General features: G+C 69.3%; 25 protein-coding genes and 1 tRNA gene. 13 read left to right on the top strand and 13 right to left on the bottom strand.

Annotation, left to right across the window (positions count from 1 at the left end):
* Positions 1–6: 6 nt before the first annotated feature.
* The 3 genes from LRG10_RS07260 to LRG10_RS07250 all read right to left on the bottom strand — a co-directional run bounded on the left by LRG10_RS07260 (position 7) and on the right by LRG10_RS07250 (position 2,541).
* On the bottom strand, positions 7–777 hold the full coding sequence (locus LRG10_RS07260; RefSeq protein ID WP_238635044.1) for a hypothetical protein: 771 nt from the start codon (positions 775–777) through the stop codon (positions 7–9).
* Between the two features lie 144 nt (positions 778–921).
* Positions 922–2,091, bottom strand: coding sequence for an ammonium transporter (locus LRG10_RS07255; protein WP_370645245.1), 1,170 nt, complete (start codon positions 2,089–2,091; stop codon positions 922–924).
* A 111-nt stretch (positions 2,092–2,202) separates the two neighbouring features.
* Positions 2,203–2,541 (bottom strand): P-II family nitrogen regulator, encoded by a 339-nt coding sequence (locus tag LRG10_RS07250; protein ID WP_201170298.1) that lies wholly within the window; start codon positions 2,539–2,541, stop codon positions 2,203–2,205.
* A 224-nt stretch (positions 2,542–2,765) separates the two neighbouring features.
* On the opposite strand from LRG10_RS07250, the gene LRG10_RS07245 reads away from it, so the two are divergent.
* Positions 2,766–3,047 carry an accessory factor UbiK family protein gene (locus LRG10_RS07245; RefSeq protein WP_201170300.1) on the top strand — a complete coding sequence of 94 codons (282 nt, stop codon included), beginning with the start codon at positions 2,766–2,768 and terminating at the stop codon, positions 3,045–3,047.
* A 60-nt stretch (positions 3,048–3,107) separates the two neighbouring features.
* A complete protein-coding gene (locus tag LRG10_RS07240) occupies positions 3,108–4,619 on the top strand; it encodes a YifB family Mg chelatase-like AAA ATPase (protein ID WP_238635043.1) in 1,512 nt (503 codons plus the stop codon).
* Between the two features lie 47 nt (positions 4,620–4,666).
* Here the strand turns inward: LRG10_RS07240 and LRG10_RS07235 are convergent, their stop codons facing one another.
* Positions 4,667–5,365 carry a TorF family putative porin gene (locus LRG10_RS07235; protein ID WP_238635042.1) on the bottom strand — a complete coding sequence of 233 codons (699 nt, stop codon included), beginning with the start codon at positions 5,363–5,365 and terminating at the stop codon, positions 4,667–4,669.
* 281 nt (positions 5,366–5,646) lie between these two features.
* Here LRG10_RS07235 and LRG10_RS07230 point away from each other — a divergent pair, with 281 nt between their 5' ends.
* Positions 5,647–6,033 (top strand): SirB2 family protein, encoded by a 387-nt coding sequence (locus LRG10_RS07230; protein WP_201173568.1) that lies wholly within the window; start codon positions 5,647–5,649, stop codon positions 6,031–6,033.
* A gap of 55 nt (positions 6,034–6,088) precedes the next feature.
* On the top strand, positions 6,089–6,547 hold the full coding sequence (locus LRG10_RS07225) for an Rrf2 family transcriptional regulator (protein WP_201173565.1): 459 nt from the start codon (positions 6,089–6,091) through the stop codon (positions 6,545–6,547).
* Between the two features lie 40 nt (positions 6,548–6,587).
* Here LRG10_RS07225 and LRG10_RS07220 read toward each other — a convergent pair.
* Positions 6,588–6,661: transfer RNA gene (locus LRG10_RS07220), tRNA-Gly, on the bottom strand.
* A 100-nt stretch (positions 6,662–6,761) separates the two neighbouring features.
* Here LRG10_RS07220 and thiS point away from each other — a divergent pair.
* Genes thiS through trmB form a run of 3 tightly spaced genes read left to right on the top strand, consistent with a single transcriptional unit; the run spans position 6,762 to position 8,482 of the window.
* Positions 6,762–6,965, top strand: coding sequence for a sulfur carrier protein ThiS (gene thiS / locus LRG10_RS07215; RefSeq protein WP_238635060.1), 204 nt, complete (start codon positions 6,762–6,764; stop codon positions 6,963–6,965).
* Between the two features lie 36 nt (positions 6,966–7,001).
* Positions 7,002–7,790: a thiazole synthase gene (locus LRG10_RS07210; protein WP_201173561.1), complete on the top strand. Its 789-nt coding sequence runs from the start codon at positions 7,002–7,004 to the stop codon at positions 7,788–7,790.
* The gene (gene trmB / locus LRG10_RS07205) at positions 7,787–8,482 is read left to right on the top strand and encodes a tRNA (guanosine(46)-N7)-methyltransferase TrmB (protein ID WP_201242683.1); all 696 of its coding nucleotides are present in this window, start codon (positions 7,787–7,789) and stop codon (positions 8,480–8,482) included. Before LRG10_RS07210 ends, trmB begins: the two co-directional genes overlap by 4 nt.
* 18 nt (positions 8,483–8,500) lie before the next feature.
* Here the strand turns inward: trmB and LRG10_RS07200 are convergent, their stop codons facing one another.
* Entirely contained in the window at positions 8,501–10,561 is a 2,061-nt protein-coding gene (locus LRG10_RS07200; RefSeq protein WP_238635041.1) for a M3 family metallopeptidase, read from the bottom strand.
* Between the two features lie 114 nt (positions 10,562–10,675).
* Between LRG10_RS07200 and gorA the strand changes: the two genes are divergently transcribed.
* Together gorA and LRG10_RS07190 are read left to right on the top strand one after the other, a co-directional pair.
* Positions 10,676–12,037 carry a glutathione-disulfide reductase gene (gene gorA / locus LRG10_RS07195; RefSeq protein ID WP_238635040.1) on the top strand — a complete coding sequence of 454 codons (1,362 nt, stop codon included), beginning with the start codon at positions 10,676–10,678 and terminating at the stop codon, positions 12,035–12,037.
* A gap of 16 nt (positions 12,038–12,053) precedes the next feature.
* A complete protein-coding gene (locus tag LRG10_RS07190) occupies positions 12,054–12,584 on the top strand; it encodes a gamma carbonic anhydrase family protein (protein WP_201242679.1) in 531 nt (176 codons plus the stop codon).
* 60 nt (positions 12,585–12,644) lie between these two features.
* Here LRG10_RS07190 and LRG10_RS07185 read toward each other — a convergent pair whose 3' ends face one another.
* From LRG10_RS07185 to LRG10_RS07175, 3 genes are all read right to left on the bottom strand, one after another.
* Positions 12,645–14,006, bottom strand: coding sequence for a sodium-dependent transporter (locus tag LRG10_RS07185; RefSeq protein ID WP_201243102.1), 1,362 nt, complete (start codon positions 14,004–14,006; stop codon positions 12,645–12,647).
* Between the two features lie 72 nt (positions 14,007–14,078).
* Positions 14,079–14,912, bottom strand: a complete 834-nt coding sequence (locus tag LRG10_RS07180; RefSeq protein WP_201173534.1) for an endonuclease/exonuclease/phosphatase family protein — start codon at positions 14,910–14,912, stop codon at positions 14,079–14,081.
* Positions 14,913–15,040: 128 nt separating this feature from the next.
* On the bottom strand, positions 15,041–15,685 hold the full coding sequence (locus LRG10_RS07175; RefSeq protein ID WP_201243101.1) for a cytochrome c: 645 nt from the start codon (positions 15,683–15,685) through the stop codon (positions 15,041–15,043).
* Between the two features lie 180 nt (positions 15,686–15,865).
* Here LRG10_RS07175 and yihA point away from each other — a divergent pair, with 180 nt between their 5' ends.
* Entirely contained in the window at positions 15,866–16,486 is a 621-nt protein-coding gene (gene yihA / locus LRG10_RS07170) for a ribosome biogenesis GTP-binding protein YihA/YsxC (protein ID WP_238635039.1), read from the top strand.
* Positions 16,487–16,717: 231 nt separating this feature from the next.
* On the opposite strand, the gene LRG10_RS07165 is transcribed toward yihA, so the two are convergent.
* The 4 genes from LRG10_RS07165 to LRG10_RS07150 all read right to left on the bottom strand — a co-directional run bounded on the left by LRG10_RS07165 (position 16,718) and on the right by LRG10_RS07150 (position 20,813).
* Complete coding sequence (locus LRG10_RS07165; protein ID WP_201173519.1) at positions 16,718–16,963, bottom strand: hypothetical protein; 246 nt, start codon at positions 16,961–16,963, stop codon at positions 16,718–16,720.
* Positions 16,964–17,215: 252 nt separating this feature from the next.
* Entirely contained in the window at positions 17,216–17,788 is a 573-nt protein-coding gene (locus tag LRG10_RS07160) for a porin family protein (protein WP_238635038.1), read from the bottom strand.
* A gap of 185 nt (positions 17,789–17,973) precedes the next feature.
* Positions 17,974–19,452, bottom strand: a complete 1,479-nt coding sequence (locus LRG10_RS13255) for a PAS domain-containing sensor histidine kinase (RefSeq protein WP_238635037.1) — start codon at positions 19,450–19,452, stop codon at positions 17,974–17,976.
* On the bottom strand, positions 19,449–20,813 hold the full coding sequence (locus tag LRG10_RS07150) for a sigma-54 dependent transcriptional regulator (protein WP_238635036.1): 1,365 nt from the start codon (positions 20,811–20,813) through the stop codon (positions 19,449–19,451). The genes LRG10_RS13255 and LRG10_RS07150 overlap by 4 nt, the downstream gene beginning before the upstream one ends.
* 324 nt (positions 20,814–21,137) lie before the next feature.
* Here LRG10_RS07150 and LRG10_RS07145 point away from each other — a divergent pair, with 324 nt between their 5' ends.
* The 3 genes from LRG10_RS07145 to LRG10_RS07135 all read left to right on the top strand — a co-directional run bounded on the left by LRG10_RS07145 (position 21,138) and on the right by LRG10_RS07135 (position 24,517).
* The gene (locus LRG10_RS07145) at positions 21,138–22,100 is read left to right on the top strand and encodes a DmsE family decaheme c-type cytochrome (protein WP_238635035.1); all 963 of its coding nucleotides are present in this window, start codon (positions 21,138–21,140) and stop codon (positions 22,098–22,100) included.
* Between the two features lie 36 nt (positions 22,101–22,136).
* Positions 22,137–24,131: an MtrB/PioB family decaheme-associated outer membrane protein gene (locus LRG10_RS07140; RefSeq protein WP_238635034.1), complete on the top strand. Its 1,995-nt coding sequence runs from the start codon at positions 22,137–22,139 to the stop codon at positions 24,129–24,131.
* A gap of 65 nt (positions 24,132–24,196) precedes the next feature.
* Entirely contained in the window at positions 24,197–24,517 is a 321-nt protein-coding gene (locus tag LRG10_RS07135; RefSeq protein WP_238635059.1) for a high-potential iron-sulfur protein, read from the top strand.
* Positions 24,518–24,564 lie beyond the last annotated feature (47 nt).

The raw sequence follows: 24,564 nt of genomic DNA, 5'->3' as shown, positions 1-24,564 counted from the left end.
GACGCCCTAGAGCGGCAGGCTGGCGCCGATGCCAAAGGAGACATCGGGGCTGGCGTCGTAGAGCCCCAGACCGACGTAGGGGCGCAGGTGGAGCTGCTCGACCTGCAGCCCGGCGCCGACAATCAGGTCCATGTGGTTGGAACCGGTGGGGTTCTCGTCGCCGCGCAGCTCGAAGTTGAGGTTGGTGCCGGTATCCAGGGGGTGGGCGTAGCCAATGCCCCAGCTGGCGTAGGTGCCGCCGACGTCCTCATCCTGGATGGTGTAGCCCAACTCGCCGTAGACCAGCCCCGGACCCAGGTCGCGCTGCATGGGCAGGTTCACGTAGAAGTCCAGGCCGTCGTTGGGGTAGGGGGCCACGTCGTCGGCCCCGCCGGCGCGGGCGCCGAGTTCCAGGGCGAAGTGCCGGTTGAGCTGGAGCTTGGCGAAGCCGGTAATCCCCTCCAGGCCGGAATCCTCCGGGGCGCCGTCGTCGTCGTCGGAGTTGCTGACGAAGCTGAAGTAGGCGCCGTACTCGAAGTCGTCGGTGAGCCCGTAGCGGAAGCCCAGCGGGCCGAGGCGCAGGGTGTCGTAGTCGCTATTCTCGTTGCCGGGACCCGGGACCTGGACACGAGCCTCGCGCCCGAACTCATAGGCCGCGTGGCCGAAGAGCTCGGTGTTGTCGGTGCCGATTACCGGGACGCTGGAGAGGGTGATCGGCCGGTGGTCGGCGGCGCTGGCGACCGAGGCGCCGGCCACGGCGGCGACGGCGCAGGTCCACGGGATCCACTTGGAATGCATGGTTTTTCTCCTCGGAACGGGGACTTGGATGCTGGCACGCAGCGTACAGGATAGCGGTTCCGTCTACCCCCGTAGCAAAGAAAAGCGGGCGCCGAAGCGCCCGCAAGGTCTCCCGTTCGGGAGAGGAGGAGAGGATCGGTTGCCCTATTTGCGACCGGCGGTGAAGTCCGGGTAGGCCTCCATCCCGCACTCGGTCACGTCCATGCCCTTCTGCTCGTCTTCCTCTTTGGCACGGATGCCCAGGGTGAAGCGCAGGATCAGCCAGACCACCAGGCTGGCCAGGAAGACGAAGGTGAAGATGGACAGGATCCCGGCGATCTGGGCGCCGAAGGTGGCGTCCGGGTTGGAGAGCAGCACCGCCAGGATACCCCAGATGCCGGCCGTGCCGTGGGCCGAGATCGCGCCCACCGGGTCGTCGATCTTCAGCTTGTCGAGGGCGACGATGGAGAAGACCACCAGGACGCCGCCGACCCCGCCGATGATCGCGGCGAGCAGGGGCGAGGGAGTGTCCGGCCCGGCGGTGATCGAGACCAGACCGGCGATGGCGCCGTTGAGGGCCATGGTCAGGTCGGCCTTGCCAAACAGGGCGCGGGCCAGAAGCAGGGCGGCGACGACACCGCCGGCGGCGGCCAGGTTGGTGTTCATGAAGATCGTCGCCACCGCGTTGGCCGCACCCGCCGACGAGACCGACAGCTCCGAGCCGCCGTTGAACCCGAACCAGCCAAGCCAGAGGATGAAGGTGCCCAGGGTAGCCAGGGGCAGGTTGGCGCCGGGGATGGCCCGCACCTCGCCGCGGGGGCCGTACTTGCCCTTACGCGCACCCAGGACCAGGACACCGGCCAGGGCTGCCGAGGCACCCGCCATGTGGACGATGGCCGAGCCGGCGAAGTCCGAGAACCCCATCTGGTCGAGGAAGCCGCCGCCCCAGCTCCACAGCCCCTGGATCGGGTAGATGAAGCCAGTGAGCACCACGGCGAAGATCAGGAAGGACCAGAGCTTCATCCGCTCGGCCACGGCACCCGAGACGATGGACATGGCCGTGGCCACGAAGACCACCTGGAAGAAGAAGTCCGAGAAGTAGGACTCCGTCGCCTCGCCGCTGCGCGCCATCTCGGCGGTGACCGGCTCGCTGGCAGGCAGCAGGAAGCTGAAGGTGGGCAGCAGACTGCCCGAACTCTCGTACATCAGGTTCCAGCCGATGAGCATGTACATGATCACGGCGATGGAGTAGAGCCCGATGTTCTTGGTCAGGATCTCCGTGGTGTTCTTGGCGCGCACCATCCCGGCCTCGAGCATGGTGAACCCGGCGGCCATCCACATGACCAGTGCGCCCGAGAGCAGGAAGTAGAAAGTATCGAGGGCGTAGGCAAGTTCGACTACGTCTTCCATGGTTCAGGTCCTCTGCGTTGAGTGGGGGCGGGCCGGTTACAGCGCGTCCGTGCCGGTATCGCCGGTGCGGATGCGGATGGCCTGCTCGACGTCGAAGACGAAGATCTTGCCGTCGCCGATCTTGCCGCTGTTCGCGGCCTGGCGGATGGCGTCACAGGCGCGGTCCACTAGACTGTCGTCGATGGCGATCTCCAGCTTCATCTTGGGCAGGAAGTCGACCACGTACTCGGCACCGCGGTAGAGTTCGGTGTGTCCCTTCTGACGCCCGAAGCCCTTCACCTCGGTGACCGTGATACCTTGGACCCCGATGGCGGAGAGCGCTTCGCGGACGTCATCGAGCTTGAAAGGCTTGATGATTGCCGTTACCAATTTCATGAGCGTCGTCCTCGTTGTACGCGTTGTACGGAGCCGCAGCGGCGAGTGGATGCGGCTGCGGTCATCAGGGATGTTGCAGGAGGCGTGCCAGGGCCCCGGGGCGACGGCGAAACCGCGCCACACCGGGGGGAACAGACCGGCGGCCCGGTGACCCCTGCACCAGTCGGGGGCGGAAATGGCGCCGCTGCACGGTTTCGGTGCGTGACCACAGGGTTGGAAAGGCGATGATCGATCAGAAAACCATCGACGAACTGGCGCAGAAGCTCACGGCAAGCCTGCCGGCCGGCGTGCGCGAGTTCCACGACGAGGTGGAGAAGAACGTCCGCGCCTCGCTGCAGGCCGGCTTCTCGCGGCTGGATCTGGTGACCCGCGAGGAGTTCGACGCCCAGGCCAAGGTTCTGGCACGGACCCGGGCCCAGCTCGAGGAACTCAACCGCCGCGTTGCCGAGCTGGAGAAGGCCCAGGGCGGTGGCCCGGGCGGTCCTGCCGGCGGCAGCGACGGCTAACCGGCGGGGCGCTATGCCCCGCTGACCGTCGCGTGTGCCCCACGAACCAGGGAGGGTTCCATGGCACTGGCTGTAACCCGGGCGCGGGCGGCGCTCGGCGTGTCGGCCCCCGAGGTCCGGGTGGAGGTCCACCTGGCGCCGGGGCTGCCTGCGTTCTCACTTGTCGGCCTGCCGCGGGCCGAGGTGCGCGAGGCCCGGGACCGGGTCCGCAGCGCCATCATCAACAGCGGCCTGCAGTTCCCCGTCGGCCGCGTCACCGTCAATCTGGCCCCCGCGGACCTGCCCAAGGGCGGGGGCCGGTTCGATCTAGCCATCGCCGTCGGCGTCCTGGCCGCCTCGGGGCAGGTCCACGGCGAGCTCGATTCGCTGGAGTTCATCGGCGAGCTGGCCCTCGGCGGCGAGCTCCGTGAGGTGGGTGCGACCCTGCCGGCGGCCCGCGCCGCCCGCGACGCCGGCCGGCGGCTGATCATCCCCGTCGGCGACGGCGCCGAGGCCGCCCTGGTCCATCCGCAGGGGGCAATAGCCGCGCAGCGGCTGCTGGCGGTCCTCGACCACCTGGACGGCCGTGATCCACTGCCCCCGGTGGGGTCGGCAGCGGCGGCCGAGCAGCGGCCCCGGGGTCCGGATCTGGCCGAGGTCCGCGGTCAGGCCGGACCGCGCCGGGCGCTGGAGGTGGCCGCCGCCGGCGGCCACAACCTGCTGCTCAGCGGGCCGCCGGGCACCGGCAAGAGCATGCTCGCCGAGCGGTTGCCGGGTTTGCTGCCGCCGCTGCCGGAGGCCGAGGCGCTGGAGGCGGCCGCGGTGCGCTCGGTCAGCGGCGCGGGGGTGGATCCGGCCACCTGGCGGGTGCCGGCCTTTCGCGCTCCGCACCACACCGTCTCCGCCGCCGCCCTGATCGGTGGCGGGCAGCCGCCGCGTCCCGGCGAGGTCTCCCTGGCCCACCGCGGTGTGCTCTTCCTCGACGAATTCCCGGAGCTGCCGCGCAACGCCCTGGAGGCGCTGCGCGAGCCCCTACAGGCCCGGCAGGTGAGTATCGCCCGCAGCAACGCCCGGGTGACCTACCCGGCGGCGTTCCAGCTGGTCGCGGCGATGAACCCCTGCCCCTGCGGCTACCACGGCGATCCGCGCGGGGTGTGTCGCTGTACGCCGGAACAGGTGGCGCGTTACCGCGACCGGATGACCGGCCCCCTGCTGGATCGCTTCGACATCGCCGTGGAGGTGCCGCGGCTCAGTGCCCGGGAACTGACCGCCGCGCCGGCGGCCGAGCCGAGCGGTGTGGTGGCCGAACGGGTGGCTCGGGCCCGTGAGCGGCGGCGGCAGCGCTCCGGGGTGATCGCTGCCGAACTGGCCGGAGAGGCCCTCGAATCGGCCTGCGCACTGGTGCCAGAGGCCGAGGCGACGCTGGAGCGGGCCACCGAGGTTATCGGCCTGTCGCCGCGCGGGCACCACCGCCTGCTGCGGGTGGCGCGGACGCTGGCCGATCTCGACGAGGTCGACCCCATCGAGGGGCGCCACGTGGCCGAGGCGGTCGGGCTGCGGCGGGGGCTGGAGGAGCGTGGCGGGGCGGGGTAACCCGACCGGAGGCGCCGGCCGGCGCCCCCGGGTGCAGGGGGGTGCGGCTAGAAGGAGCGGGATACGGTGAAGGCCACCTGGGTCTCTTCGTCGGCGTCATCCGCCTCGTCGGAGCTGTTGTAGGTGCCCACCAGGCTGAGATCGAGCGTGCCGTACTCGTAACCGACGCCCAGGGCGGCATCGAAGCCGTCAGCATCGGTGTCGGAGTCGATGACCAGATAGCCGAGGTGGGCCATGGCGTAGAAGCCGGCGGCCAGCGGCGTCATCCAGTTGGTCTCCAGATAGACGGAGCTCTCGTCGGAATCGAAGTAGTCATCCGAAATGTGGGCGTAGAAGTCCGCCTCCACCTCGCCGAAGGCGGTGCCAGCTCCGGCGTAGATCTCGACGGTGTTATCGTCGGTGTCCTCGGGGTAGGTGTAAAAGACCAGGCCAACATCACCCCAGATGTCCGGGGTCAGGTCGAAGCCGAAGCCGCCGTAGTAGTCCATCTCAAGAGCTGCAGCAGCGTCAGGCCCCAAGCTCGACGCCCAGGTGCCGACGTACGCCCCGGAGGCGTGGTCTAGGTCGAAGCCACCCTGGACGGCCGGCTCCTCGTCGCTCTCGGAGAAGCCGCGGAAGAGGTAGTTGGAGGTGATCGCCACGTTGGAGGAGAGGCTCCAGCCGGCGCCGATCTCCTCGGCCTGGGCGTTGGCGGAGAGGCCGAGGAGCAGGCCGCCGGCGGCGGCTAGCGGGAAAGGCTTTTTCATGGTCGGGCACCTTATGCTGTATCCGTGGGTCAGGGGCGGCCACCGCCACGGGCGGCGCGCGCCGGGTTCTCATGCAGGGGGTGTGCCAGGTCGGGCCGTGCTAGATGGAACAAGGGGTTAAGCGGGAGGTCGGGTGCCGCGCCCGCGCGCGGCGGCGTGCCTGCACCAGGAGCGGACGGCGCGCGCACCGAAGGGGTGCGCGCGTTGTGCGTGGTTGCAGCCGGGCCCGACCGGCAGGAAGAATAGCCTCTTTTCGAAACGGACGACGCGAGGGGGTAGGAATGCACCAGGTGTTGCTGTCGACGCACGCGCTGGCCGCCGTGGTCAGTCTCGGTCTGTTTATCGCCCGGGGGATCCTGATGTTCCGTGGCTCTGCAGCGCTCGAGAACAAGGTCCTGCGGGTGGCGCCGCAGGTCGCCGACACCGTGCTGCTGCTGACGGCAGTGGTGCTGATGGTGATGATCGCCCAGTACCCCTTCGTCGACGGCTGGCTCACCGTCAAGCTGCTCGGACTGATCGCCTACATCGTCCTCGGGGTGATCGCCCTGCGCCGAGGCCGCACCCGGCAGATCCGCATGGCGGCGTTCATCGGCGGCATCGCCGTCTTCGGCTACCTCTACCTCTACAGCATCACCCGCGAGCCGCTGCTGATCGTCGGCCTGGGCTGATCCGGATGGCCCCGGGCGCTGCTATAGTGTCCGGGGCAGCGAACGGAGCCGGATCATGCGTCTAACCCGACACAGCGACTACGCCCTGCGGGTCCTGCTCGCCCTTGGGGCGGCACAGGGCGAGCTGGTCACCATTGGCGCGATCGCGGAGCGCTTTGACATCTCGCGCAACCACCTGATGAAGGTGGTCAACCGGCTGGCTGCCCACGGCTTCGTGGAGACCGTCCGCGGCAAGCGTGGGGGGATCCGGTTGGCCCGCCCGCCGGAGGCGATCGCCCTGGGTGAGCTGCTGCGGCGCACCGAGGAGGACTTCACCCTGGTGGAGTGCTTCCGGGACGAGGATCAGCGCTGCCGGATCGAGGGCAACTGCGCCGTGCGCGCCGTACTCGACGAGGCGCTGCACGCCTTCCTGGCGGTGCTGGATCGCTACACCCTGGCCGATCTGCTGCACAACCGCGGCGCCCTGGCCGTGGACCTCGATCTGATCGACCGCCGTGCGGCGGAGACCGGCTGAACGCAGCCCGGGGCTGTCGGGTCAAAGACAGGGAAGGAATTGGAGCGGGTGATGGGAATCGAACCCACATCGCCAGCGTGGGAAGCTGGAGCTCTACCATTGAGCTACACCCGCTGCGGACAGGTGAAATCATAGCGCTGCACGGCGCCGAGGACAACCGGTGCCGCAGTGCCGCAACCGCGTTAGACTATCCGCGATGAGTACAGCAACCAGCATACAGATCCAGGTCAACGGCGAGGGCATGACCCTCCCCGCCGGCGCCAGCTGCGCCGATGTTCTGCAGCGGCTCGGCGTCAGCGAGCAGCAGCGTCTGGCGGTGGAGGTTAACGAGACCATCGTCCCCCGCAGCCAGCTCGGTGATCACCAGCTGGCTGATGGCGACCGCATGGAGGTCATCCAGGCCATCGGCGGCGGCTGACCCGGTTCCCCTCAAAGCACGGAGTTCAAGACACAGATGGCGGATCGCGATCCCCTGGTCATCGCCGGGCGCGAGTATCACTCGCGCCTGCTGGTCGGTACCGGCAAGTACCGCGACATGGAGCAGGCCCGTGCGGCCATCGAGGCAAGTGGCGCCGAGATCGTCACCATCGCCCTGCGCCGCAGCAACATCGGCCAGAACCCGGACGAGCCCAACCTGCTCGAGGCCGTGCCGCCGGATCGCTACACCATCCTGCCCAACACCGCCGGCTGCTATACGGTGAAGGACGCGGTGCGCACCTGCCGCCTGGCCCGCGAGCTGCTCGACGGTCACAACCTGGTCAAGCTGGAGGTGATCGGCGACGAGCGCACCCTCTACCCGGACGTCCCCGGAACCCTCGAGGCCGCCGAGCAGCTGGTGGCCGAGGGCTTCGAGGTCATGGCCTACACCAGCGACGACCCGATCACCGCCAAGCGGCTCGAGGAGATCGGCTGCGTCGCCGTGATGCCCCTGGCCGCGCCGATCGGCTCCGGGCTCGGCATCCAGAACCGCTACAACATCCTGGAGATCGTCGACCGCCTGGAGGTTCCGGTCCTGGTGGACGCCGGCGTGGGCACCGCCTCCGACGTGGCCGTCGCCATGGAGCTCGGCTGTGACGCCGTGCTGCTCAACACCGCCATCGCCGGCGCGCGGGATCCGGTGCTCATGGCCTCGGCCATGCGCAAGGGCGTGGAGGCCGGCCGCGAGGCCTACCGCGCCGGCCGTATCCCGAAACGGCGTTACGCTGCCGCGTCGTCGCCTGAGGAAGGGACCTTCTTCGAGTGAGCCAGCTGCGACTGACCCGCACCTTCGTCCGTCGCGAGGGGCGCCTGACGCAGGGGCAGCAGCGCGCGCTGGAGCAGCTGTGGCCGGGCTTCGGCATCGATGTGCCGGAGCAGGGCGTTCTCGACCTCGACGGGCTCTTCGGCCGCACGGCGCCACGCGTCCTGGATATCGGCTTCGGCGACGGCGAGGCCCTGGTGGAGATGGCTGCCGCCGATCCCGGGCGCGACTATCTGGGCGTCGAGGTCCACCGCCCGGGGGTGGGCCACTGCCTGCTTTGCGCCGAGCAAGCGCAAGTGGAGAACCTGCGCGTGGCCACCGTGGACGCCGTGGAGCTGGTCCGCCACCACCTCCCGCCGCGGAGTCTGGCGGCGGTGCACATCTTCTTCCCCGACCCTTGGCCGAAGAAGCGCCACCACAAGCGGCGGATCGTCCAGCCGGCTTTCCTCGATCTGCTGGCCGAGCGGCTGGTACCCGGCGGTACCCTGCATCTGGCCACTGACTGGGCCGACTACGCCGAGTGGATGCTCGATACCGTCGAGCCCGACGAGCGCTTCGAGAACACCTGCGGCCCGCGGGCTTTCATCCCGCCCCCGCCGCCTCGCCCGCAGACCAAGTTCGAGCGGCGCGGTCTGCGCAAGGGGCACCAGGTCCACGACCTGATCTATCGCCTCCGGCCCGCCGACGCCGGATAGGCGGGGGCGGGCGGCGGATTACCCGCGGGAGGGGGCCGGGTCGTCGCTGAGTCCGCTCTGGCGTAGCAGCGGTTCGATGCTCGGCGGCCGGCCGCGGAAGCCCTGGAACAGCTCCCGGGCCGGGGCCGCACCGCCCATTTCCAGGATGTTCTCGGCCAGCGACTGGCCCACGCTGCGCTCGAGCAGCCCCTCCTCGCGAAAGCGCTCGAAGGCGTCCGCGGAGAGCACCTCCGCCCACTTGTAGCTGTAGTAGCCGGCGGCGTACCCGCCGGCGAAGATGTGCGCGAAGCTGTGCGGGAAGCGCTGCCAGGCCGGCGGGTGGACCACCGCCACGCGCCGGCGGACATCCTCAAGGGTGCTCAGGATGCCGGCCGCCTCCGGGGCGTCCCGGCGCTGGTGGAGTTCCAGATCGAACAGTGAGAACTCCAGTTGGCGGAGCATCTGCAGCCCGGCCTGGAAGTCGCGGGAGGCCCGCAGCCGTTCGAACAGTGGCTGCGGGAGTGGCTCGCCGGTCTGGTGGTGAGCGGCCAGCAGATCCAGCCCCTCGCGTTCCCAGCACCAATTCTCCAGCAGCTGGCTGGGCAGCTCGACCGCATCCCACTCGACCCCGTGGATCCCCGCCACCGGGCGCCAGTCTTGGCGGGTGAGCAGGTGGTGCAGGGTGTGGCCGAACTCGTGGAACAGGGTGACCACCTCGTCGTGGGTCAGCAGCGCTGGCTCACCCTCGGCGGTGGGCATGAAGTTGCAGGTCAGGAAGGCCACCGGGGGCTGAACGCCGTCGCCGCGGCGGCGCCGGCTGCAGCACTCGCCCATCCAGGCGCCGCTGCGCTTGCCCGTGCGTGCGTAGAGGTCGGCGTAGAGGCCGCCGCGCGCGGCCCCGTCGGCATCGAGCAGCTCGTAATAGCGGACATCCGGGTGCCAGCTCTCGACGTCGTTGCGGAGCCGGAAGCGGACCCCGAACAACCGCTCGGCGATCGTGAACAGCCCCTCGACAACGTGCTCGGCCGGGAAGTACGGGCGCAGCGTCTCGTCGGAGAGCTGGAAGCGCTCCTCGCGAAGCCGCTCGCTGTAGTAGGGGACGTCCCAGACCTCCAGGTGATCGATCCGGTCGCGCTCGTAGGCGAAGCGCTGCAGCTCGTCGAACTCGTCCTGGGCGCGTGGGCGGGCGCGCTCGGCCAGATCGGTGAGGAAGCGGTGCACCTCCTCGGGGGAGTCGGCCATGCGCCGTGCCAGGGCCTGGTGGGCGTAGCTGGGGTAGCCAAGCAGATCGGCCTGCTCGGCGCGCAGGCGCAGGATCTCCTCCATCACCGGGGTGTTGTCGTAGTGCCCGGCGTGGGGGCCGGCGTCGGAGGCCCGTGTGGCGTGGGCGGTGTAGACCTCGCGGCGCAGTTCGCGGTCCTCGGCGTGCTGTAGCACGGCCAGCACGCTGGGCATCTGCAGGGTCAGGCGGTAGCCACTGACGCCGGCCTCGGTCGCCGCCTGGCGGGCCATGGAGCGGGCCGAGCCGGGCAATCCGGCCAGTGCCGCCTCGTCCACGTCCAGGTGCCAGGCCTGGGTGGCGTCGAGCACGTTCTCTTGAAAGCGGGCACCGAGCTCGGCCAGGCGCTGTGCGTTGGCCCGGAACCGGCTGCGTGCCGGCTCTTCGAGCCCCACACCGGCGAGTTCCAGATCGCGCAGGGTGTCGGCGATCACCTTGCGCTGCGCTGGATCCAGGCCCAGCGCAGCGGCGCGTTCCGAGAGATCGTGGATCGCCCGGTAGAGCCGCGGATCCTGGCCCTGCTCGGCGTAGTGCGCGCTGAGTGCCGGGAGGGCGGCGTTGTAGGCCTGGCGCAGCTCCGGCGAATCGGCCACGGCGTGCAGGTGGGCGACCGGTGCCCAGACCCGGGCCAGCCGGTCGTCGGCCTCCTCCAGGGGCAGCATCAGGCCCTCCCAAGTGTAGGGCGGGCCGGCTGCTAGGGCCGTCTCGAGGGCCTCGCGGCTGCCCTCGATGAGGGTCTCCACAGCGGGCTCGACATGCTCGGCGCGGATGCGTGGAAACGGCGGCAGCAAGTGATCGTCAAGCAGCGGGTTTTGCGACATATCACCACCTCAGCAGCGGACGCGTTACACTCTAGCACGCGTGCGGCGAACGATCCCTGCACCGGATCCGGGGGAGCGGGGGGTTCGCCCGATGCCGGTTTTCGAGGAGGGTCCATGACGGACGAGTACGATCTGATCGTCATCGGTGGCGGCAGCGGTGGCATGGCCACGGCGCGTCGCGCTGCGGCTCACGGGGCCCGCGTGGCCATGGTCGAGCGCGACCGGCTCGGTGGCACCTGCGTCAATGTCGGCTGCGTGCCCAAGAAGGTCATGTGGTACGCCAGCGAGACGGCCGCCGCGCTCGAGCGCGCCGCCGACTTCGGCTTCAGCCTGGGGCAGGCCCCCGGCTTCGACTGGGCGGCCCTGTGCCGGGCCCGCGACGCCTATGTCGAGCGGCTCAACGGGATCTACGCCACCAACGTCGAGCGTGCCGGGATCGAGCTCTACCGGGGCACCGGGCAGCTGCGTGACGCCCACACCGTCGAGGTGGACGGCCGAGCCCTGCACGGGCGCTACATCCTCCTCGCCCCCGGCGGGCGGCCGAGCCGGCCGGAGATCCCCGGGGCCGAGCACGGCATCGACTCCGACGGTTTCTTTCAACTCCGTGAGCAGCCCCGTCGGGCCGTGGTCGTCGGGGCCGGCTACATCGCCGTGGAGCTGGCCGGCGTGCTGCACCACCTGGGCACCGAGACCACGCTGACCGTGCGTCGGGATGGTCCCCTGCGCGGCTTCGACCCGCTGCTGCGCGAGGCCCTGGCCGAGAGCCTGGAGGTGGACGGCTTCGACCTGCGCACCCACTTCGTCCCCGCCGCCTGCGAGCGCCAGGCGGACGGCAGGTACACCCTGGTGGCCGAGGACGGCCGGCGCATCGAGGGCGTCGATACCGTCATCTGGGCCATCGGCCGCGATGCCGCCACCGGCGGCCTGGGTCTTGAGCGTGCCGGTATCACCCCACGGGCCGACGGCACCATCCCGGTGGACGACTACCAGCGCACCGAGGTGGATTCGGTGCTGGCCGTGGGTGATGTCACCGGCAACGACTTCCCGCTCACCCCGGTGGCCATCGCCGCCGGGCGGCGCCTGGCCGATCGGCTCTTTGCCGGCCGGAGCGATAGCCGCCTGGATTACCGGGATATTCCGTCGGTGGTCTTCACCCACCCGCCGCTGGGTACCGTGGGCATGACCGAGCCGGAGGCCGAGGCCGCCTACGGCGCCGACCAGGTCACCTGCCACCAGACCCGCTTCTTCCCCATGAACTACGCGCTGGCGCCGCAGGCGGTGAAGCGGCGCACGGCCATGAAGCTGGTGACCGTCGGTGCCGAGCAGCGGGTGGTCGGTGTGCACCTCTTCGGCGAGGGCGCCGACGAGATGCTCCAGGGCTTCGCCGTGGCGGTGCGCATGGGGGCGACCAAGGCCGATTTCGACAACACGGTGGCCATTCACCCCACCAGCGCCGAGGAACTGGTGACCCTGTAATCAAACGGGAGCCGACATGATCCGCGAATTCGGAGGCATCCGCCCGCAGCTCGGTCCCGGGGCCTGGGTCGATGCCACGGCCCTGGTCATCGGCGACGTGACCCTCGAGGAGGAGGTCTCGGTCTGGCCCACGGCCGTCCTGCGCGGGGACGTCCACCGCATCGAGGTCGGTGCGCGCACCAACATCCAGGACGGCGCGGTGGTCCATGTGGCCCACGACGGTCCCTACTGCCCCGGCGGCTTCCCGGCGCTGATCGGTGCCGAGGTGACGGTGGGCCACAAGGCGGTGATCCACGCCTGCCGTGTGGGTGATCATTGCCTGGTGGGGATCGGCTCGGTGATTCTCGATGGGGCCGTGGTCGGCGCCGAGAGCATCATCGGGGCCGGCGCCCTGGTGCCGCCGGGCAAGGAGCTGCCCGGGGGCTACCTCTACCTGGGTAATCCGGCCAAGCCGGTGCGCGAGCTGACCGACGCCGAGCGCGAGCACCTGCGCTACTCCGCCAACCACTACGTGGGCCTGAAAGAGCGACACCGCGGCAGCGCCTAGGCGCCGCGCGGTGTCCGTTCATCCCGTGGCCCGGCGGAGCGCGGCTCCGGCGCCCGCGGGCTAGCCGAGCAGGCCGAGGCTGTTGGCGAAGACCACCAGGATCGCTGCCGGCACGATGTAGCGCACCAGCACCAGCCAGGTCCGGTACAGCCACCCGGGCAGCGCTAGCTCCTCGCCGGTGACGCTGCGCGGCAGCACCCAGCCGGCGAACACCGCCATCAGCAGGCCGCCGAGCGGCAGCATGATGCTGGTGGAGAGGTACTCGGCCAGCTCCTGGAAGTTCAGGCCGGCGATGGTGAACCCGGCCCAGACGTTGAATGCCAGCAGCGAGCCGATGCCCACCAGCCAGGCCGCGGCAGCCACCGCTGCGGCCGCCTTGGGCCGCCTCCAGCCGCGCGTCTCCACCAAGTAGGCCGTGGCCGGCTCCATGATGGAGATCGCCGAGGTGAGCGCGGCGAAGGAGAGCAGCAGGAAGAACAGCGTGCCGAACAGCGCGCCAAGCGGCATCTGCCCGAAGCCGTAGGAGAGGGTCACGAAGACCAGGCCCGGCCCACTGTCCGGATCGAGCCCGGCGGCCAGCACGATGGGGAAGATGGCCAGACCGGCGAGCAGCGCGATGACCGTGTCGGCGCCGGCGATCAGCCCGCTGTTGCCGGGGATCGAGGAGCGCTTGGACAGATACGAGCCGTAGGCCATGATCGCGCCAAGCCCTAGGCTGAGGGTGAAGAAGGCCTGGCCCATCGCCACCAGCACCGCATCGCCGCCGATGGCGCTGAAGTCCGGCGAGAACATGAAGTCCATCGCCTCGACGAACGCCCCGGCGCCCATGCCGTAACCGACCATCACCAGCAGCAGCAGGAAGAGGATCGGCATGAGCAGGCGCACCGCGCGCTCCAGGCCGTTCTGCACCCCGCGCAGGACGATGTAGGCGGTGGCCCCCATGAACAGGGTGTGCCAGAAGAGCATCTGCCACGGGCTGGCCAGCAGGTTGCCGAACACCTCCTCCACCTGGCTGGTCTCGGCGCCGGTGAAGGTGCCGGTGGCGGTGTAGGGGACGTAGGCGAGCGACCAGCCCGCCACCACCGAGTAGAAGGAGAGCACCAGGAAGCCGGCGCAGACCCCCAGCCAGCCAAGGATCTGCCACCAGCGTCCGCCGCCGTACTCGGCGGGCAGGGCGCGCATGGTGTTGATGGGGCTCTGGCGGCCGCGGCGGCCGATGAGGATCTCGGCCATCATCACCGGGATGCCGATGGCGAGGATGCAGGCCAGGTAGATCAGGATGAAGGCGCCGCCGCCGTACTCACCGACGACGTAGGGGAAGCGCCAGATGTTGCCCAGGCCCACGGCGGAGCCGGTTGCCGCCAGAATGAAGGCCCACCGCGATCCCCACTCTCCATGGATCGACTGCCGCAAATCCGTCATGGCCATGCTCCCCGTCGGAACTTGACGCGGGAGCGTAATACAGTTCCGCGGGCGGCAACAAACCCCTGCGCGTTATGCCGCAGGCAGCCGGACTGCCTCGGGCAGGCCCAGCTCCATGGCGATGGGCAGGTGGTCCGAGAGGGGATATTCCAGCACGCGGGCCCGCTGCACCCGGAGCGTGGAGCTGATCAGGATGTGATCGATGTTGTGGCGCGGGCGCCAGCTGGGGAAGGTGTGCAGCCCGTGGATGGGCTCGGAGAGGTCGGTGCGCCGCCCCAGGCGGTCGAGCTCCGGGCTGTCCGTCCGGCAGTTCAGGTCGCCCATGACGATCACGTGCCGGTGGGCGTTGACCAGCTCGGCCAGGAAGTCCATCTGCCGGATCCGGGTCCGCCGGCCCAGGGCCATGTGCACCTGGATGACATTCAGCGCCTCGCTGCCCGCGCCGAAACGGATCTGCAGTGCCCCGCGCCCGGGGATCAGCCCGGGCAGGCGGTGCTCACGGATCTCCGCCGGGCGGTAGCGGGCCAGCAGGCCGTTGCTCTGCTGTGCCAGGCGACCCATGTTGCGGTTGGTCTGGATGTACCAGTAGGGGAAATCCGCCTTGTAGGCCAGGTGCTCCACCTGGTTCATGAAGCCCGTGCGGAAGCTGCCGGCGTCCACCTCCTGCAGCCCGACCAGGTCGTAGGGCTCGATCCAGCCGCCGATGCGCTCGAGGTTCATCTGCCGCTGCCGGTCGGGCAGCACGTGCTTCCAGCCCCGCGTGAAGTAGTGGTGGTAGCGCGAGGTGGCGATGGCGTTCTGGATATTGTAGCTGACCACCCGGATGGTGGCCGGCGCCTCGGGCGAGAGCGTCGGGTGGAGGGTGGCGTAGACGCCCTCGCGCAGACGGTAGGAGATGTTGGTCATGGGTGCCGAAGCCTCGGGCGACGGAGTGGCGTCGTTCCTGCCGGGTATAAAAAAACCCGCCTACCCCCGCGGATGCGGGGGAGAGGCGGGCTTATCCGTGACCTGGTCGGGACAGCGAGGCGTTGCGATCACTCGTCGTCGTCGTCGAGGAGCGTCATGCTCGCCATGTAGGCGGAGACGGCCTCGATGTCCTCCTCGGTCATGCGACCGGCCGTGTCGCGCATCATGCGGTTGCGGTCGCTGGCGCGGTCCTCATTCTTGAACGCGGTCAGCGCATCGTTGAGGTAAACCTCCTGCTGACCGGCCACCGCGGCGAACTGGCCACCCTTGATGCCCTCGCCGTTGGGCCCGTGGCAGGAGGCGCAGGAGGGCACGTTCCGCTCGCCGATGCCGCTGTGGTAGATCTCACGGCCCTGCTCGGCCAGCTCCTCGTCCACGTCCTGTGCCGGCGGCGGGTCCTGCTTCTCGAGCCAGGCCGCCACGTTGCGGATGTCCTCATCCGAGAGCTCGGTGGCGTTGGGTGTCATCAGGAACTCCGGATCCCAGCGGTTCTCGTCCCGGAAAAGCTCCAGATGGTAGACGATGTAGTCCTTGTGCTGCCCGGCGTGGCTGGGCCACTCGGGGACATCGCTGACACCGGTGACACCGTGGCAGGCCAGACAGACCTCGTTGTTCAGCTGCTCGCCCGCATCCAGGTCGACCTCGGCCTGGGCGGTGGTCGCGCCGAGCGCGAGGGCGGCGACCGTAAAGCCGGTCAGGGTGCGCTTGTGCATGACTTGTGTTCGCTCCGCTAATGGAGTGGGCTTTCCTTGTGCGTACCTTGGACGCAGAACGCTGCCACTTATAGCAGCAGCGTCCGCAAGCGTCAATTTGTCCGGCCACGCGCAGACCGGCGACGATTCGCGCTGCCTATGAAACCATGAAAGGACCGAATCGTGACACAAGAGGCAGGCATGACAGCAGACCGTATCTACCGGCGGGCGCAATTCCGGCTCAGCGCGCCCACCCCGGCGGACCTCGGGCCGGACGAGGGGATCGAGGTGGCCTTCGCCGGGCGCTCCAACGTGGGCAAATCGAGCGTGCTCAACGCCCTGACCGGCCAGCGCAAGCTGGCGCGGACCAGCGGCACCCCGGGGCGGACGCAGACGATCAACTGCTTCGACCTCGACGAGACCCGCCGACTCATCGACCTGCCCGGCTACGGCTACGCCAAGGTGCCCCAGGCGGTGAAGCGGCGCTGGGAGCAGGCCCTGCCCGAGTACCTGCGCAACCGCCAGGCGCTCTACGGCGTGGTGGTGATCATGGATGTCCGCCACGCGCCCACCGAGCTGGACCTGCAGATGCTGCGCTGGTGCGCCGATGCCGGGCTGGTGCTCCACGGGGTGCTGACCAAGGCGGACAAGCTCAAGCGCGGCGCCGCCCGCAACCGCTTGCAGGCGGTGCGCCAGGCCGCTGCCGAGGCCGGCGTCACGCTGCCGAGCGTGCAGCTGTTCTCGGCGCTCAAGGGCGAGGGGATCGATGAGCTGACGGAGGTCCTCGATGCGTGGTTCGCGGTGGGGAACTCTTCGGCGTGACGGATGGTCGCACCTAGTGAGCGTCGCTGATGTGCGGTCCACAACCTCCTCTCTAGCGTGGCGCACACAACCCGGTTCCCCCCAAGGCCGGGTTGGCTGTTGCCCCGGATCCTCCCCCCAGGGTCCGGGGTTTTTTTTGACCGGTCGTGCCGCCGTCCATAAAAAAGGAGGCCCCATCCCTCCTGGATGGGGCCTCCCCATAGAGAGCCCGATAGGGGTTACACGGAGCCTTTACCAGTCAAGCTCCTCATCGCCGGCATCGGCGTCGTCGGCATCCTCGTCCCAGGGATCGATCTCGTCGTCCTGCTCCTCGAACTCGAGGCCGTCGTCGTCGAAGCCGTCATCCTCGAAGCCGTCGTCAGCCGGCTCCTCCCACTGGTCGTCTGCCTCGCCCTCGGTGTCGAACGCCATGGCGGCGGTGGAACCCATACCGACCATCAGGGCCAGGAGACCGGCGATCCAGTGCTTGTGTTGCATACGTGACCTCCGCTTTGGATTGCTTGGGTTGCCCGTCGTGATCAACCTCGATCACTCGCCCACTCACCAAGCACGGTGCGTGCCAACATGACCAAAACCCCGTCCGATCAGTGACCTGCGCGCTTCGTGGGTGGGTCTGGCCCACCGCGTGCAGCGGTCGGATGTCGTCTGAGGGCGACACCGCAAGGTGGGGTAGTGCCGTAACCTGCTGAATTGGGTTGTGACCGGCGTGTCGCCCGGAGGCGACATCTTCTAGAAGCGGAGGACGATGCCGCCGCGCAGTTGCCGTGTCTCGTAGCCCAGCGACAGACCGTCGGGCTCCGGGTCGGTGAGCAGGCCCTCGACCTGTACACCCAACCGGCCCGGGCCGCGGTAGCCGGCGATGACGCCGGCGGTAAAGCCCAGGTCGCGGTCTGAGGCGTCGTCTGCCGGCTGGATGCTGGTGCGCGTCAGTGCCACGTGCCAGCCGAGGAACCAGGGCGACTCACCGAGCAGTCGCCGCGCCTGGTAGTAGATGTCGGTCTGGTTGGCCTGCACCGACGCCCCGCCGGCGCCCTCCGGATGCGAGGCCGTCTGCGTGTAGGCCAGGCCGACCTCGAAGTCCCAGTACCGCCCGCGGTCGTTGATCACGTGGGCGCCATTGGCCAGGGCCAGGGTGTGCGCGGTGCCGGTCTCTGTGCCGTCGGCCACCTCGAGTGTGCCGGTGGCCACCGCCACCCGCCAGCCGTCGTCCAGCACGCCGCCGTAGGATCGCTCATCCCCGGCGCCGGCCGGGCCGCAGGCCACGAGCAAGCAGACCCAGACGGCTGGCCGCCACCCCCTCATGAGCAGGCTGCCTCTTCGGTCCGCTGCGGCGCCCCGGGGACCGGCATCGGGGTGGCGGATAGGGGCGGGTGCATCCTCATGGGCTGGCGCTCGTGGCAGTGGCACGGTGGATGGGCCGTGGGGCGTTCCGGGTGGACCCCGAGCCTATGCGCGGCAAGTGGCCCGTGCAACCGCAGGCGCCGCGATCAGGCGGGCGAGGCCTGGCCTGGGTACGGGGTCGGTGAGCGGCCCGGTGCTTCGCCGGCCCCTGGCCAGTGCACCGTGAATGTGGTCCCGGCTCCGGGCGTCGAGTCGCAGGCGACCTCGCCGCCGGCTTCCTCCACGTAGCGCCGAACCAGCGCCAGCCCCAGCCCGGTGCCGTCGGTGCGGCTGGTGGCAAAGGGCTCGAACAGCCGCTCGCGCAGCGACGGTGGGATGCCCGGGCCGTCGTCCGTCACCTCCAGAACCAGCGTGCCGCGCTCATCCACACGGGCATCCACCTGCACCCGGCCGCCGGCGGGCACGGCCTGGACGGCGTTGCGCACCAGATTGGCGTAGACGATGCGAAAGCCCCCGGGCAGCTCCACCGGGGCGTCGGCGATCTCCGCGCTCAGGTTCACACCCTTGGCCTGGGCCTCGTTGCGCAGCACCGTCGTCCAGCTCTGCAGGATCTCGGTTAGCGCGCCGCTGCGCCGCTCGCTGCTGCGCCCGCAGCCGAATGCCATGAAATCGTTGACCAGCTCGTGGATGTGATCCAGCGAGCGGAAGATCGCCTCCCGGTCTTCCGTCTCCAGCGGGGCGACCTCGCAGAGCAGGCGCACCGGCACGATGCTGTTCTTGATGTCGTGGGCCAGCTCGGTGGCCATTTCCCCCAGCGTGGATAGGGCCTGGAGCTTCTCCAGATGCTCGTGGAGCCTGCGGTATTCGCTCAGGTCGGTGATCTTGATCAGGATCAGCTCACCCAACACCCGGTAGGAGACCAGGGCGGGGCAATGTCGCCCCTCGAACGGGAGCTCCTGCTCGAAGGTGCCGGACCCGCTGCGCTCGATGCCGTTGCGGATGCGCAGCCATAGCCCGTTGCCGAGGATGTCCGGCACGCTGGCGCCCTGGCAGTCGGCGACCGGGCAGCTGGCGCAGCGCGTGCCGATGGCCGCGTTGCCGTGGCGGATGGTGCCGTGGGCATCGACCAACATGACCATGTCCTCGACACTGTCGAGCAGCCACTGCGAACGCCCCAGCTGGTCCACGGTGTTGAGCAGCTGCCGCTCGACGGTGTCGAGCTCGTCCTCGCCCGGCCTGGGGCGGGGGCTGCCCGGGCAGGGCGCCGGCTGCTCGCCACCGCCCTGGGCGCGCCGTGCGCGGCGGTGGCCCTGCTCGACGATACCGCGCATCCGTGCCCGCCAGCGCGCCGCGATGAGGGCGCCGATGCCGGCGGCCAGCAGCGCACTCAGGCCGACCACCAGAATTGCCAGGCCGCGCACCCGGTCGAAGGCCTCGGAGACCACCGCGGCGTCGAGGATCATGCGCGCGTCCGCCCCCTCGACGGCCCGCTCGACGGCGGCCTCGATCATGCCCCGGGCGTAGTGGTCGAACCAGAGTGTCAGTGGCAGGGCCACCAGCAGGGTCACCAGCAGGAAGGTGGCACCCAGGCGTACCGCCATGTTGCGCGGCAGCCAGCACCTCACTCCGTCGGTTCCTCCATGGCCTGCAACCGCGCCCGGAGCGTGTTGCGCGAGACGTTCAGGGCCTCGGCCACCCGGCTCTTGTTGCCGTTGTAATGCTTCAGCGCCCGCTGCACGGCACGGCGCTCGATCTCGTTGAGCAGCTCCGGCAGCTCGCCTTGGTGGAGCGCGCGGTCGAGCGCGCCGTCCAGCGCCGCCTCGAAGTCGCCGTCGCCGGTCGGCTCGCCCTGTCCGGTGGCGAGTTCCAGGCTGTCGATCAGCCCGCGTTGCCGCTTGGCCGCGGCCCGGTAGACGGCGTTCTTGAGCTCGCGGACGTTGCCCGGCCAGCCGTGCTCCTGGGCCTGGCGGCGCACCGCCGGGGTGATGCCGTGGATATCCAGGTCCATCTCCTGATTGGCCGACTGGATGAAGGCCTCGATCAGCGACGGGACGTCCTCAAGTCGCTCGCGCAGCGGCGGGATGTGTACCGGGATCTGCGCCAGGCGGTAGTAGAGGTCGCTGCGGAACTGACCCGCGTCCGCGCCGAGGAGCTGGCGGTTGGTGGCGGCGATCACCCGCACATCGGCCTGGCGCGGGGTCGACTCCCCCAGGCGGTAGAAGCGTTTGTCTTCCAGAAAGCGCAGCAGCTTGGCCTGGAAGGCCAGCGGCATGTCGCCGATCTCGTCCAGGAACAGGGTGCCGCCGGTGGCTGCCTCCACCTTGCCCTCGGCGGCCCGGTTGGCGCCGGTAAAGGCGCCGCTGGCGTGACCGAAGAGCTCCGCCTCGAGCAGGCTCTCCGGCATGGCGGTGCAGTTGATGGCCACGAACGGCCCGTCCGCGCGGTGGGAGTGGCGGTGGATGAGTTCCGCCGAGACCTCCTTGCCGACACCGGTCTCGCCGGTGAGCAGGACGTTGAGGTCGTTGGCCGCGGCCACCCCCAACGCCTTGAAGACCTCCATCATCGCCGCCGAGGTACCGAGCACCTCGTGGGCCTCGGCGCTCAGCCCGGAGGTCTCGGTACCGGATGGGGTCTGGCTCAGGGCCTCCTCCACCGCCGCCACCAGGGCCTCCGCCTCGATGGGCTTGGCGAGGATCTGCAGCGCGCCGCGCTTGCTGGCCTCCACCACGTTGTCCGGAAAGGTGTGGGCCGACAGCACCAGCGCCGGGGTCTCGTTCCCGGCGCTGCGCAGGCGCTGGAGCAGCGCCAGGCCGTTGTCCTGCTCCAGCTGGATGTCGAGGATCAGCGCGTCCGCCCGCGCGACCAGCGGCTCGGCCTCGGCGGCCGAGGCGGCGCTGATCACCTCTAGGCCGCGGCTTTCCAGCAGCCGCCGGACGGCGTAGACGATCTCCCGGTGGTCATCCACGACCAAAACGCATCCGCGCATGCCTCTCCTCCCGGCGCCCGGCAGGGCGTGTCTGGCCCTGGTGGGCGCAGCGTGCCCTGCTTTTTATAATTTGACATTAATCAACCCAGTCACCATGGCACAAGGGCGAGCCGCCGACCACCGGGGGGACGCTGCGCAGGCTGCGACCAGGCTGCGCAGCCGTTGACCGCTGGCAGGCCCCGCCGACCCCCGTCCGCAACCCCGGCCTCCCGCTGAACTCCCGGAATCGCGGGGCTTTGATCGCGGCCCGTTTGACCTGGCCTGCCTTTTGCTAAGTGCAGGTTTGATAACGATCAAACCTGCACCGAAGGGGAGGAGGGTGCCTTGTTCAGACAACCACTCAACCGGCTTGCGATCTCGGCCGGCGGCGTCGCGGCCCTCTTCGCACTGCTGCTGTTCGCCGCCACGGCCCCGGCTCAAGACCTCGACCCCGAAGAGATCGAAGAGTTTGTCGAGGAGGTGCGTGGCCTCTCGCCGGTGATGGCCGAGCGCCGGGTCGATGACCTGCGCGCGCACATCGGTCGCATGGAGGAGACCCCTCACGCCGTCGCCTCGGACCCGCGCACCCCGGCGGGACAGACGCCGGAAGACGGCAACTACTGCTACCAGTGCCACGGCGACGGCTGGGAGCACTTCTACCAGATCGGTGAGGACATCAGCACCGATGAGGCCAACCAGACCTGCCTGGACTGCCACAGCGGCGGTGATCGCATGCACTGGCACGGCGGCGCCCACGAGTTCCAGGACATGGCCTGCGTCGACTGCCACAACATGCACGGCGAGAACGAACGCCTGCTGCACACCGAGAATGAGCTGCAGCTGTGCGCCAGCTGCCACCAGGAGCGCCGCGTCGACTTCAACCGCCCCCACCACCACCCGGTGGAGGAGGGGCAGGTGACCTGCACCAATTGCCACAACCCCCACGGCACCGGCGGCGAGAGCCTCCTGCGCGAGGGCCAGGTCAACGAGACCTGCTACAACTGCCACGCCGAGTACCGCGGCCCCTTCCTGTGGGAGCACATGCCGGTCCGCGAGGACTGCACCAACTGCCACGACCCCCACGGCTCAGTGCATCCCAATCTGCTCGAGGCGCGCCCGACGCAGCTGTGTCAGTCGTGTCACATGCACGCCTCCGGTCCGGCCGGACATCCCGGCATGGATCCACATGACTTCGACACCAGCGGTCCTTGGGCGGACGGGGCGGAGTTCCTCGGCCGCGGCTGTCTGAACTGCCACTCGGACATCCACGGTTCCAACCACCCGGGCGGCGACAGTTTCCGGCCGTGACGCCGGGCGGCGCAACAGCATAAGGAGGAAGGAATCATGACCAAGCAGCGCGCCCTGAGCAGCGCCCTGGTGCTGACGGCCCTCGGGTTGCCCGCCGCCGCTGGCGCGGGCACGCCGGAGTCATCGGCCACCTTCGTCGGCCCGGCCAGCTCGCAGCTGTGGCTGGGGGTTGGTTACCTGAGCGAGGACAACTACCACTTCCGCCGCTATACCGGGCCGGTGGACGAGGGTTTCTACCCGGAGGCCCACCTCGACCTGCGCTACCGCGGCGAGGGCGATGACGACGCCCGATACGGCCGTCTGGAGGGGCGGGACCTCGGGCTCGACTCCCGCCGCCTGCGCGGCCGCTACGGCGTCCAGGGGACCTACGGGCTCTCCCTGGAGTACGACGAACGCCCGCGCTTCTACGACCGCGACGTGCAGAGCCCCCTGCGCAGCGACGGCACCGACCGGCTCTCGCTGCCGGAGGGCTGGCAAAGCAACCAGGATTTCGAGGACAGCCCGGAACGGCTGCGCGACTGGAAGGTGGAGCGCCACCGCGAGCGCTTAGCCTTTGATGCCCTGCGCCACCTGGACGACGAGTGGAAGGTGAACTTTTCGTTCAGCCGGGAGGAGACGGATGGGTATCGGTACGGGCGGGTGAATGTGTCCGAGCGGGTAGAGATACCGGTCCCCATTGATCAACGGACTGATCAGTACACCTTGGGACTGGAGTACACCGGAGATCAGTTTCAGGGGCGCGTTGGTTACCACCTCTCTAGCTTCCAGCAGCTGGCGGACGAACGCCTGACCGTGGAGGATCCGGACGATCCCGGCGAGTTCGGTGAGGTGTTCCGCGAGCCCGACAACCTCTACCACCAGGTCTTCGCCTCCGGCGCCTACGCCATCCAGCCGGGGACGAACGTCAGCGCCGACCTGCAGCTGGGCCGCGCGCTGCAGGATGAACGCTTCGTTGAAGATGACGACGACCTACCCTCTTCGCTGGATGGGCGCATCGACACGACTCGGGCTACCCTGCGCGGGATCCACCGTTTCCATCCGCGTCTGCAGGTCCGCGGCAGCTACCGCTACGACGACCGGGACAACCGCACGCCGCAGTACTTCACGGAGGATGATCTGGAAGACCGGACGCGGCCTCACGGCTGGACGCGGCACATCGCCGACGTTGACGCCGATATCCGCCTGCCGGCGCGCTCCAACCTGGTCCTGGGTTACGAGCACCGCTACACCGACCGCGACTTCACCGACGGCAGCACCCGGGACGATACCTTCCGCACGCGGCTTCGCAGCCGGATCACCCCCCAGCTGGAGGGGACCGTGTTCGCCAGCAGGCTCTACCGCGAAGGTGCCGAGTACGTCGGTCCGGCGTCCGAGGCAGGCACCATCCTGCCCGCGGAGGTCTACCACCTGGCCGAGTTGGAACAGACCCAGTTGGGTGTCAGCGGCACCTACAGCGTGATCCCCGAGCTGGCCCTGGGCGCGGAGTTGACCTACAGCGAGGACGACTTCACCGACTCGGATATGGGGCTGCAGGAGCGCAACCGCGCTTCCTACACATTGTCCCTGGACTATTTCCCCACCGAGCAGTGGACCGGTTACGGCTTCGTCACCTGGGACGACGGGGAGCGGCAGCTCGCCGGCGAGCAGCGCAGCCTGCTCCAGGACGAGGAGACGCTGACCGTCGGGCTGGGGACGGAGGCCACCGTCACCGAGGACGAGCGCTGGTCCCTGGGTGCGGAGGTGCTCTACGCCAGCACCGATGTCGACATCGGTTTCGATCGCGCCCAGGACACCGACTACCCGACGCTGACCACCCGGCTCACACAGCTGGAACTCTACGGCAAGTACCGGGCCTCGGAGCAGTTCCACTATCGCCTGGCCTACCTGGGCCAGCGCTTCGAGGAGGACGACTGGGCCCTGGGCTTTGGGCCGGGACCGGTAGATGAGATGGGCGACTATGTGCTCATGGGCCGCGACAACTACGACTACACGGCCCACATGGTGGTCGGCTCGGTGGGGTACACCTTCTGACCGGCCTGACTGGGCGCGGGCGCACTGCGACACAACGGGGAGGAAGTGCCATGGAGGAGAAGAAGATGGATGACACCATCGATCCCAACCGCCGCAGGCTGCTGCAGGCCACGACGCTGGCGGCCGCCGCCATCCCGCTGAGTGCGCTGGTTCACCAGCGCACGGCCACCGCCATGCCGCAGGCCGACGATGGCCACGCCCACGACTATGTGAGCGATGCGGCAGATGCGGAGGACCACGCCCGTTACGAGTCCGGGCAGCGGTGCGCCGACTGTCGGTTCTGGGAGGGGGAGGTCGAGGACGGTTACGGCGAATGCTCCCACCCGGATTTCGCCGACGTCCTGGTCAACGGCGACGGTTGGTGCGACGTCTTCGCGCCGGCGTGACTGCCTCACAGCTCGCCCTGGCTGCCGGCTCGGCGTCAGCGCCGGGC

The sequence above is a fragment of the Halorhodospira sp. 9628 genome, from assembly GCF_022228075.1.
Lineage (GTDB): Bacteria > Pseudomonadota > Gammaproteobacteria > Nitrococcales > Halorhodospiraceae > Halorhodospira > Halorhodospira halophila_A.
Note: the sequence above shows the minus strand (reverse complement) of the source record. Positions and strands in the feature narration are given on the sequence as shown.